The sequence below is a fragment of the Spirosoma koreense genome, assembly GCF_054777875.1.
This window is the reverse complement of record NZ_BAAHAC010000005.1, coordinates 828243-840237: the sequence shown is the minus strand read 5'-3', so window position 1 is coordinate 840237 and position 11995 is coordinate 828243. Positions and strand designations below refer to the sequence as shown.

Annotated in this window: 8 protein-coding genes; all 8 read left to right on the top strand. The window is 55.6% G+C overall.

Translation table 11 applies throughout. From position 1 onward, the window contains the following. A partial coding sequence (locus ACYVC2_RS09290) for an enolase C-terminal domain-like protein (protein ID WP_461102028.1) occupies positions 1-999 on the top strand: 999 nt, incomplete at its 5' end. A 92-nt stretch (positions 1000-1091) separates the two neighbouring features. Further along, complete coding sequence (gene dgoD / locus ACYVC2_RS09285) at positions 1092-2339, top strand: galactonate dehydratase (RefSeq protein ID WP_461102027.1); 1248 nt, start codon at positions 1092-1094, stop codon at positions 2337-2339. 93 nt (positions 2340-2432) lie between these two features. Further along, on the top strand, positions 2433-5423 hold the full coding sequence (locus tag ACYVC2_RS09280) for a SusC/RagA family TonB-linked outer membrane protein (RefSeq protein ID WP_461102026.1): 2991 nt from the start codon (positions 2433-2435) through the stop codon (positions 5421-5423). 16 nt (positions 5424-5439) lie between these two features. Then, positions 5440-6915 (top strand): RagB/SusD family nutrient uptake outer membrane protein, encoded by a 1476-nt coding sequence (locus ACYVC2_RS09275; protein ID WP_461102025.1) that lies wholly within the window; start codon positions 5440-5442, stop codon positions 6913-6915. A gap of 101 nt (positions 6916-7016) precedes the next feature. After that, positions 7017-7994 carry a hypothetical protein gene (locus ACYVC2_RS09270; protein WP_461102024.1) on the top strand — a complete coding sequence of 326 codons (978 nt, stop codon included), beginning with the start codon at positions 7017-7019 and terminating at the stop codon, positions 7992-7994. A gap of 98 nt (positions 7995-8092) precedes the next feature. Next, complete coding sequence (locus tag ACYVC2_RS09265) at positions 8093-10291, top strand: outer membrane protein assembly factor BamB family protein (protein WP_461102334.1); 2199 nt, start codon at positions 8093-8095, stop codon at positions 10289-10291. A gap of 24 nt (positions 10292-10315) precedes the next feature. Then, positions 10316-11323, top strand: coding sequence for a 2-dehydro-3-deoxygalactonokinase (locus ACYVC2_RS09260; RefSeq protein WP_461102023.1), 1008 nt, complete (start codon positions 10316-10318; stop codon positions 11321-11323). Further along, complete coding sequence (locus tag ACYVC2_RS09255) at positions 11320-11973, top strand: bifunctional 4-hydroxy-2-oxoglutarate aldolase/2-dehydro-3-deoxy-phosphogluconate aldolase (RefSeq protein WP_461102022.1); 654 nt, start codon at positions 11320-11322, stop codon at positions 11971-11973. The genes ACYVC2_RS09260 and ACYVC2_RS09255 overlap by 4 nt, the downstream gene beginning before the upstream one ends. Positions 11974-11995 lie beyond the last annotated feature (22 nt).

Here is an 11995-nt window from a genome sequence, read left to right as displayed (position 1 = left end):
CAGTCAGCCTACGTGAGCTCCTACTGGCGAAACGGGCCCGTGCTCAACAACGCCCTCTCGGGCCTGGACCAGGCCCTGTGGGACATCAAAGGCAAACGCGCCAAAATGCCCGTCTACCAGCTGCTGGGGGGCAAGGTCCGCTTCGCCATCCCCTGCTACACTCATGCCGGGGGCAACTCCCCCGAAGCAGCCGCCGACAGCGTCAAGAAGTTCATGGAGCAGGGCTACAAGTACATCCGCATCCAGCAGGGCGGCTACGGGGGCGTGGGAGCCAACCTCGATAAGCCCGATTTCAAAGCGGCCGGTTTCGGTTACGAGGGCGATGCGTTCATGAACGTGCAGGCCTACCTCAAGTCGGTGCCCAAGATGTTCGAGGTGGTCCGCAAGCAGTGTGGCGAAGAGATCGAGCTGCTGCATGATGTCCACGAGCGGGTGCAGCCCATGGAGGCCATCAACATGATCAAGCAGGTAGAAGAGTACCGGCCTTTCTTCATCGAGGACCCCTTCTCCCCCGAGAACATGAAGTGGTTTGCTCAGTTGCGGCAGACGACCACCGTGCCCATTGCGATGGGGGAGCTGTTCAACAACATCAACGAGTTCAAGGAGCCGATGGTCAACCAGTGGTTCGATTACATCCGGATACACGTCTCTCAGATTGGGGGCATCACCCCGGCCATGAAGGTGGCCCGGCTGGGGGAATGGTTCAACGTGCGCACGGCCTGGCACGGTCCGGGGGACGTCTCGCCGGTGGGTCACGCGGCTCATGCGCACATCGATCTGGCGGTGTGGAACTTCGGCATCCAGGAAGCGGTGGCCTTCTCGGAGAAGACGCAGGCGGTTTTCAGCGGTTGTCCGACGATGGACAAGGGCTACATGTCGGTCAACGAGGTACCGGGTTTGGGGGTAGACATCAACGAGAAGGAAGCGGCCAAGTACCCCATCAGCACCAAGTCCAACTGGCAGGTCAGAAAGATGGATGGTACCATCATCCGCCCGTAACTATATGTTAGAGTCAGGCTTTACCGCCTGATTTTCTGCCAACTAGCTTAATCGATTAAACGAAAACTACTGTTTTTTTACCCTTAACCCTGATGAACTCTCAAAAAAAGCAATCGGGTATATCCCGACGATCTGCGATTCAGTCGGTACTGGGACTGGCCGGGATGAGTACTATAGTTCTGCCCGAGTCATCCTACGCACAGAATCCCGGCCATTTTCGGGATTACGGCAAGGTAAAGATTACCAAGCTGGAAACGTTTCTGGTCAAACCACGCTGGATTTTCCTGAAAATCCATACCGACGTGGGGGTGGTCGGTCTGGGTGAACCGTTGCTGGAAGGTCGTGCGCTCACCATTCAAACGGCCATTAAGGAGGTAGAACCATATCTGATCGGCAAAGACCCGCGGCAGGTGACCCACCACTGGCAGGCTATTTACCGGCATGCGTTCTACCGCGGAGGCCCGATTCTGACCAGTGCGCTGAGTGGCATCGATCATGCGCTTTGGGATATCAAGGGAAAGTTGCTCAACGTACCGGTCTACGAACTGCTGGGCGGCCCCACCCGCGACCGCGTCCGGATTTATGGACGAGCCAGCAATGCCGAGGATATGAAAAAACGGAAAGCCGAAGGATATACCGTCATTAAAACGGGCGTAGCGCACAAGAATCCGGCCAACATTGTCGAGAACCCGCAATTCATCAAGTACGCGGTCGACAACTTTGCGTCGCTACGCGAAGCGGGTGGCCCGGACATGGACATAGCCATCGACTTTCACGGTAACATTTCTCCCCAGACGGCCAAGGTGCTCATTAAACAGTTGGAGCCGTTTCAACCCATGTTTATCGAAGAGCCCTGTCAGGCCCAGAACGTGGATGTCATGGCCGACATTGCCCGCGGAACGCACCTGCCGATTGCCGCCGGCGAACGGATCTTCACAAAATGGGGCTTCCGCGAACTGCTCGAAAAACGCGCTGTCAGCATCGTCCAACCCGATTTGTGCCACGCGGGTGGCATCACCGAGGGGCGCATCATTGCGGGCATGGCCGAAGCGTATTATGTTCCCATAGCCCCTCATAATCCGATGGGGCCGATTTCGTTGGCTGTCGGGCTCCACCTGGCCGCCAGCGTGCCGAATTTTCTGGTGCAGGAGCAGGTCTCGCTGGGCGAGGGCTACATCAAGAATCCATTCAAGCTGCAAAAAGACGGTACGGTCATGATCCCACAGGGGCCCGGTCTGGGCATCGAGCTGGACGAAGCGCAGATGAAAGACAAGATCGGTCACGACTGGAAAAACCCGGAATCTTACAACGCCCTGGACGGCTCCGTAGTAGACTGGTAAACCAGTAGCGCGGGTGGAAACCCGCAATGCTGGCCTTCTGCGGGTGTAAACCCGCGCTACAATAAAAACCAATTCTCTAACAACCCAAATCAAATGAAAAATTATGTAAAACTTTTTGCCCTGCTTCTGCTGCTGAGCCAACGGGTCGCGTTCGCGCAAACCGGCAGAGTCACGGGAAAAGTGACCGGACCCGACAATCAGGGGCTACCGGGGGTCAACGTTCAGGTCAACGGTACCACGACCGGTACCTCCACCGACGCAGCGGGTAACTTTTCGCTGAATGCGGCCAGTACGGCCTCGCTGGTTTTTTCGAACATCGGTTATGTAGGTCAGACCGTTCCGGTTAACGGGCGGTCGGTCATCGACGTTCAGATGCAGGAAGATCAGAAAACTCTCAGTGAGGTAGTCGTGGTCGGGTACGGTACGCAGCGCAAAACCGACGTGACGGGCGCGCTGACGGCTATCTCGACCAAAGAATTTGCGCAGCAACCGGTCAACCGGCTGGATCAGGTGTTGCAGGGGCGCGCAGCCGGGGTACAGGTGAGCCAGACCAACGGGGCACCCGGTGGCGACGCGCGTATCCGTATCCGGGGTGCCAACTCCGTACTGGGTAATAATAACCCACTCTACATTGTCGACGGGTTCCTGGGGGCCGATTTCAATTCCGTCAATCCCAGCGACATCGAAACCATCCAGATCCTGAAAGATGCCGCGTCGACGTCCATCTACGGAAGCCGGGGGGCCAATGGCGTGGTGATCATCACGACCAAAAAAGGGGCGAAAGGACTGAAAGTGAACTACGAAGGGCAATTCAGCACATCGGAGGTCATCAAAAAATACGATGTACTGCCCGCGGGTGAATTTGCCGAAATCGTGAATGCCCGCTCCAACGCCGTAGGAACTACACCGCCGTTTACGGCCGACCAGATTGCGCAGTTCAAGCAGACCGGCGGTACCGACTGGCAGAGTCTGGTATTCCGGCAGGGCAGTGGTCAGCAACACCAGGTCACCGTTTCGGGCGGTGGCGACAAGACGACGTTTTTGATCTCGGGCAACTACCTGAATCAGAACGGGATCGTTAACAACAGCGGTTTCAAACGATATATTCTGCGCACGAACATCAATACCCAGATCAACGACAAGCTGTCGCTTCGATTGAACCTGTGGGGTACGCGGGCGCAAAACCACAATACACTCGACGGCGGGGCGATCACACAAGCCCTGGCCTGGGCACCGACGACACCGGCCTACGGAGCCGACGGGCAGCCTACCTTTACCGATCCCATCGGCTCGGTTTATCGCAATCCACTGGATTACCTGTACGATCAATCGGTTGATCAAAACCGGACGAGTCTTAACATCAACGGTGGGGTCAACTACAAGCTTCCCATCAAAGGACTCTCGCTCGATCTGCAGTATGCCATCAACTACCTGAATGCGCAAAACCTGAATCTTCAGGGCAAGCGGCTGTCCAACAACGTGCCGAATGCAAGCCGGTATTCATCGGAACAGCTAACCCTGCAAAACACGAATAACCTGAGCTACGACCTCAAAATAGGTAATCATTCGATCAACGCGGTAGCGGTACTGGAAAGTCAGCAATTCACCGATCGTAATTTTACCGCGAGTGCTTCGGGCCTTCGGTTTCCGCAATTGGGCTACGATAATATCGGCGCTAACACGGCCGCCACAGTGGCATCAGGGTATCAGAAATGGACGATCCTGTCGTTGCTGGGACGGATTAACTACGGTTACAAAGACAAGTATCTGGTCACGGCGGCTGTTCGACGCGACGGCTCGTCCAAATTTGCTCCTGGCAATAAATACAGCGTTTTCCCCTCGGTAGCGCTGGGCTGGCGGTTGTCGGAAGAAGAGTTCATCAAAAACCTCAATGTGTTCAGCAACCTGAAACTGCGGGGAAGCTGGGGCATGACGGGCAGCCAGGCACTCGGCGCGTACTCCACGCTATCGACGTATAGCACCGCCCAGGTAGCCTTCAACAACACGGCGGCTACCGCCGGAGTACTTCTGGGTAACCCCGGCAATCCGGACCTCAGATGGGAAACTACCAAGCAGGTCGATGTAGGTCTTGAAGCCGAATTCCTCAACGGTCGGTTGCACATTGAAGCCGATTATTTCAAGAAAAACACCTCCGATCTGCTGCTGAACGTTGTGATTCCGAGCTATGCGGGGGGCGGTACGCAGGCCCGGAATGTGGGCGAAATTGAAAACAGAGGGTTTGAATTTTCGATTGGCGGTACTCCCGTCGCTGCCGGTAGCTTCCGCTGGGAAACTAACCTGAATTTTTCCACCCTGAAAAACCAGGTAGTTAGCCTAGGTGGTTTACCCCGGCAGGGCCAGGGTACGGGTGTCGGGGGGGGCATGTCGACCACTAACGAGTTTATGCTCATACCGGGCGAGCCGCTGGGTTCGTACTGGGGTCTGAACTACCTGGGCACTTGGAAACCGAACGAAGCCGACCAGGCTGCCAAACAGGGGCGCGTACCGGGCGATCCGCATTACCAGGACCTCAACGGCGACAACGCCATCACCACCGACGATTTTCAGATCATTGGTCGGGCGTTTCCGAAAGCGACCGGTGGCTGGAACAACACCTTTTCGTACAAAGGGCTGACCCTGAACGTGTTCTTCAACGGGGTGTTCGGCGTCGACAAGCTCAACTACACGCGGGCAGCCGCGATGTCGGGGGCGGGTGATGCCCGGCAATTCATTCTGTCGGAAATCCGGGATTACTACCGGCCCGGCAACGAGACATCTAACGTTCCAGCCTTTACGAAGACGTATCAGCCCTTCACCCAGTCGAGCCGATTCATTGAAGATGGTAGCTTCGTTCGGCTGAAAAACGTAAGTCTGTCGTATAACGTGCCAACGGGTTTCATCAAAAACAAAGCGAGCCTTCGGGTGTTTGCCAGCGCTACGAACCTGTTGACGATTACCAAATACACAGGTCCTGATCCAGAGTCGGCCCGGGTCGGTAGCGGAACCGACACTGCCATCGGTATCGACTACGGTTCTTACCCAAATGCCAAACAATACACACTCGGTATAAACCTGGGCTTCTAAACGCAGCAGATCAATCATGAAAAAGTTATTAATATTCGGAATGGCGGCTTTGCTCACGGCGGGTTGCAAAGGATACCTCGAAGAAGATACAACGGGCCTGCTGTATGGCGGAAACGTGCTCTCGACGCAGGATGGCTTAGAGTCAGCTCTGACGGGAGCCTACCGGGGCCTGGGCAATCAATGGACGTATGGCTTTCTACACCCGTCGGCTAACGCAGCCGTTCTGGGTGCCGACGACGTAACGACGCACCCGGCCAGTAACAAAGCTGACTGGCGCGAGTTCGACCAGTTCAACGTATCGACCACCAACCAGCGGTCGGGTGCGGTGTATACCGGCTGTTATAAAGCCATTCAGGGTGCGAACAACGTGATCAACAATTACTCGAAAACGACCGGTACCAAAGCGACGATCGACATCATTGCGGGCGAAGCGTATTTCATCCGGGGCTTTTCGTACTACTGGCTCACGCGCTTTTACGGGAATATTCCGCTGGTCACAGCCGGTGAGTATTCGGCCGATCTGCTGACCATCAAGAAATCGACTCCGGCGGAAGTATACGCGCTGATCGTGGAAGACCTCAAGAAAGCCGAAACCATGCTGCCCAACACCCGGCGCGATCCGGGTCGGCCCAACGCGGGGTCGGCGAAGGCGTTTCTGGCCGATGTGTATCTGACGATGGCGGGCTGGCCGCTGAAGCAAACCGATAAATATGATCTGGCGGCTGCTAAGGCCAAAGAAGTGATCGACAACCGGGCTACGTATGGGTTTGCACTCATGCCAACGTTTGCCGAAGTCTTCGCCAATGACCCGGGGGTGGCGATTATTCCGGAGTCGGTTTTCCAGATCAACGGGTTTACGGGTGGCAGCGGTACGGCCAACGCGACCTACGGCAACACGACCATGCCAGGGGAAGAAGGCGGCTGGGACGATATGTTCGCCGAGCTGAATTTTTTCAAAAACTTTCCCGAAGGGCCCCGCAAAAATGCGACCTTCCGGACGCAGTTTGGGCTAGGGGCTACGACAATTCCCTGGCAGAACAGCCTGACCAAACACCCGTATTACCAGAAGTGGTATATTAAAGGCAACGTCGTTACGTCCAGTATTTCCCTGCCATCGGTTATGATGCGCTACCCGCACGTGCTGACCATTTATGCCGAAGCCAAAGCCCGCGGTACAGGTGGACCGGACCAGGCAGCATACGATGCGCTGAATGCCGTTCGTTCGCGGGGGTTATCGTCTGGAGCGAAAATTTTATCGCCGGGTGATGGCCTGACGGCTGCTCAGTTCGCCGATGCGGTTGTGCAGGAGCGGGCGTGGGAGTTTGCCTGTGAGCGTACGCGCTGGTTCGATCTGATCCGGCTCGAACAGGTAGAAGCGGCCAATGCGGCCAAGAGCCCCGACGATCTGCAACCGATCAAGGCGATCACCAAGGCTAACTATTGGTTCCCGCTACCCTACTCGGACACGTCGATCAACCCGAATCTGAATTAGCATTAAACACAGAGGCACGGAGGGCACAAAGATTTTGCTGAATAAACTACCCTCTGTGCGCTCTGTGCCTCTGTGTTTAAACCAATAACTACTACGCGACCTTGAAAAAGATCCTTTTTTCACTCTGTGTTTTTGGAAGCTTATGCAGCGCCACGCTCCCGGTAGCGGAATGGCCGCAGGCCGAGCTTTCCAATGGGCTCGTTCAGACAACGCTCTACCTGCCCGACGCCAGCCAGGGGTATTACCAGGGCACGCGCTTCGACTGGGCAGGCTCGTTCAAAAACCTGGACTATAAGGGCCATAGCTTCATTGAGCCTTGGTTCGAGAATTATGATCCTAAGCTGCACGACGCCATCAGCGGTCCGGCCGAAGAGTTTACGGCACTGGGATATACCGAAGCCAAACCCGGCGATACATTCGTCAAAATTGGTGTCGGTACGCTCCGTAAACCCGACGACAAACCGTATGCGTTCGCCCGGTATTACGACATCGTCGATCCGGGTAAATGGACGGTGAAGACGCATAAAGACCGGGTTGAGTTTACCCATGAGCTTACCGACGCGGCCACGGGCTATGGATACATCTACCGGAAAACGGTTAGTCTGACGAATGGCAAGCCCGAGCTGGTACTCGAACACCGTCTGAAAAATACGGGTCAGAAGCCCATCGATGCCAGCACGTATAACCATAATTTTTTCATCATCGACAAACAGCCTACCGGCCCGACCGTCAACGTTCAGTTTCCGTTCGAGATAAAAGCCGAAGGAAAAGGATTTGGCAGCACGATTCTGACGCAGGGCAACCGGCTGGTGTACGCGCGGGATCTGGAGAAAAAAGAAAATGTATACACCGCAGGCTTACAGGGCTTTGGCCCAACAGCCGCGGACTACGATGTGCGCATCGAAAATCAGAAAACGGGCGCGGGTGTGCACATCAAAGGCGATCAGCCGCTGCAAAAAATAGTTTACTGGGCCTGCGCGACCACGTCCTGCCCCGAACCGTACATCCAGTTGAAGGCGGCTCCGGGTCAGGAAATTACCTGGAAGATCGCCTACGATTTTTACGATAAGGCGAAGTAGATCGCCTGTCGAGCCGATCTGATTTCGCTTTTCTTAACGTTTAAAATTTTCTTAACCGATACATGCATTCACTCGTAAAATCCTGTTTCGGGCTACTGATGCTGGGGCTTTACTGGCCTCTGAACTGGGATAATCACCTTGCCGAGACAAATCCGCCGGGAACCGACTGGCCTACGTATGGTGGCAATAATGCGGGCAACCGGTATTCGTCCCTAACCCAGATCAACACCCAGAACGTCAAAAATCTAAAGCTGGCCTGGACCTACGAAACCGGCGACAACAAAGACGCCAATCAGCGCGGCATGGACATCCAGTGCCAGCCGATCGTAGTCGACGGGGTGTTGTACGGCACCTCGCCCCGCATGAAATTATTCGCTGTCGAAGCGGGGACGGGCAAACAGCTCTGGCAGTTCGACCCATTCGCGGGCCCAGCCAGACGCCCGCGCTTCCACCCGCTCCGTGGGGTGGTTTACTGGCAAGATGGGACCGACAAACGGATTCTGTATACGGTTGGCTCCTCACTCTACGCCATCCAGGCGCAGACCGGTAAACCCGTGGAAAGCTTCGGCAAAAACGGTGAAGTCGATCTGCACGAAGGACTCGGCGATAAAGAAACCCTCGGTCACGAGGTAGCCAATCTGTCGATCCGCGCGACAACACCCGGGGTTATTTATAAGGATCTGCTGATTACCGGCTCAGCCGTGAACGAAGGGGGCGACGCTCCTCCAGGTTACATCCGGGCGTTCAACGTGCGGACGGGAAAACTGGCCTGGGTGTTTCATACCATCCCCCTACCGGGTGAGGAAGGCTACGACACCTGGGGAAAAGATTCCTATAAAAAGCTGGGGGGAGCCAACTGCTGGGCGGGTATGGTCATCGACGAGAAACGCGGGGTAGTATACGCCGGCACCGGATCACCTTCGGTCGATTTCTACGGCGGGGCACGCCCTGGCCAGAACCTGTATGCCAACTGCGTCATTGCGCTGAATGCCGAAACCGGCAAGCGAATCTGGCATTTCCAGACCGTCCACCACGACCTCTGGGACCGCGATCTACCCTGTCCGCCCAACCTGGTCCGGGTCAGACATAACGGGAAAATGGTCGACGCCGTGGCGCAGGCGACCAAAGACGGGTATGTTTTCGTCTTTGACCGGGACACGGGCAAGCCACTATTTCCGGTGAAAGAAGTGCCCGTACCCACCTCGCCCGCGCTACCTGGTGAAAAACCCTGGCCCACGCAACCCGTTCCGACAAAACCAGCCCCCTTCGTTCGGCAGGAGCTGACCGAAGCCGACATCACAACCCGCACGCCCGAAGCCCATGCCTACGTGCTGGACCGCTACAAAAACAGTCGGCACGGCAGCAAATACATGCCCCCCAGTGAAGAAGGCAGCCTGTTTTTCGGCTTCGGGGGCGGAGCCGAATGGGGCGGCAATGCCGCCGATCCCGACGGGATTCTGTACCAGAATGCTAATACCATGCTGTGGTGGCTGAAAATGCGGGATGTGAAAGCCCAGGGAAACAACGTGGCCATGACGCGGGGCTCGTATCTGTTCAATACCAATTGTTCTGTCTGCCACGGCATCAGCGGCAAAGGCAGCAAAGAAGCCACCGCGAGTGCCGCTCAGGCTTACCCCGACCTGACTGAAGTGGGCAAACGCCTGAACCGCGAGCAGATCAGCACGATCCTGTCGACGGGCCGGGGGCGCATGCCTTCGTTCGGGCATCTGTCGAAAGAAGATCGCGACGCGGTCATCGACTTTCTGCTGCATCTCGACACAAAGCCGGCCGCGCCGGCTGTGGCCTCAACGGATATCCATAGCTCGGTGGTAACGGCACCGGTTACCGAGGGGTCGGATTTCCCGTATATGCCGCCCTACCTGAACAACGGCAATACCCAGTTTCGGGATCAGGACAATTACCCGGCGACGAAGCCCCCCTGGGGCACGCTCAACGCCATCAACCTCAATACGGGTGAGTATCTGTGGCAGGTACCGCTGGGTGAATACCCGGACCTGACCAAACAGGGCATTCCGAAAACCGGTACTGAAAACCACGGTGGCCCGATTGTTACGGCTGGCGGACTTATCTTTATTGCCGCGACATACGATGAGAAACTCTTTGCCTACGACCGGAAAACAGGAAAAATCGTTTGGGAATATAAATTACCAGCGGGTGGTTTCGCTACGCCCATCACATACCTGGTCGATGGCAAACAGTACGTCGTGATTGCGGCTGGTGGAACCCGCTACGGGCTAAAGTCGGGCGGTTCGTATGTGGCCTTTGCGTTACCTTAAGTCGTACCTAAACGAAGAGCAGCAATGAAAAACTATCTGTTGGGTTGCGACTGGGGTACGTCCTCCTTTCGGCTGCGGCTGATCAATAGTCAGGATCAGCAGCTTGTGGGGGAAGTCGTATCGCAGGAAGGCGTGGCCAGCACGTTTACAGCCTGGAAGAAAAAAGGCGAATCGGATGGTGTCAGCCGGGAAGAGTTTTTCCGGCTGCAGCTAAAGCACCAGGTCAGTCTGTTAGCCGCGAAGACCGGGGTTGATCTCGATGGACTGACTATTGTCATTTCCGGTATGGCCTCCTCCTCGATCGGCATGGACGAAGTTCCCTACGCTACCCTGCCCTTTGCGGTCGATGGCCGGCAGGCCAGCATCAAACGGCTGGACGTTCAGCCCGGTTTTCCGCACGATATTCTGCTCATTTCCGGCGTACGGAGTGAACACGATGTGATGCGGGGCGAAGAAACCCAGTTGATCGGAATCCTGGCGCTGCTGGGCCAGAAACAGTATCCGCACAAAAACGCCATTCTGTTATTTCCCGGCACGCATTCGAAACATATTTACATTCAGGATCAGCAAGTAGTCGACTTTCAGACGTTTATGACTGGCGAAATCTTTAACCTGATGTCGCACTACAGCATTCTGAAAGATTCCGTCGATCCGTCGACTTCACTCCATTATTCGGCCGCCGAGGTCAAAGCCTTTAAAGCGGGGGTCAACGAAGTCGATTCGGAGTCGATTCTGGCGCATCTGTTCCGGGTCCGGACCAATCAGTTGTTCAACAAATTCACCAAACGCCAGAACTCTCTGTACCTAAGCGGCTTACTCATTGGTAGTGAGTTGAAATCCCTGGTCCACAAACCCAGTTGGCAACTGATTTTATGCAGTGGCACCAACCTGTTCGAGCTGTACAAAATAGCCATGCAGGAATTGCACTTATCCGGCCGAACGACAACCATTTCGGCGGACCTGCTGGATAAAGCCACCATTGCCGGCCAGGTGAAACTTCTACAGAACCAGCTTATGCTCATTAGCAAATGAACTCATCCATAACCACTGCCTTTTCCTGGGATTTATTTAAGCAGGCACCGATCGTGGGCATCATCCGGGGTCTGCCGGTCGAGGATGTCCGCCAGATTCTGCCGCTCTACCGCCAGGCCGGGCTGACCACCATCGAGATTACCCTCAACACGCCCGATGCCGAAGCAATGATTCGATACGCCCGCACGCATGAACAGGAAGGGCTCAACATCGGGGCCGGCACCGTCTGTACGGAAGACGATCTGGACAAGGCCATGGAGGCTGGCGCACAGTTTATCGTTACACCCATTGTAAGCAAAAAAGTGATCAAAAAGGCCGTCAAACGAGGCATCCCGATTTTCCCGGGTGCCTTTACGCCTACGGAAATTTACAATGCGTGGTCGCTGGGGGCGTCGATGGTCAAGATTTACCCGGCCACGTCGCTCGGTCCGGCCTACATCAAAGACCTGAAAGCGCCCCTCAACCAATTGAAAGTACTGCCGACGGGCGGGGTTAGTTTGAGCAATCTGGATGCCTTCCTGAAAGCCGGAGCCGATGGCGTCGGTATTGGCAGTCATTTGTTCGACAGCACTCTGGTTCAGCAGAAAAACTGGCCAGGCCTGACAGCGCACTTCGAAAAGTTTGCACACGCAGTGGATGTTCCAAAATGAATAATGGATAATGGACAATGAA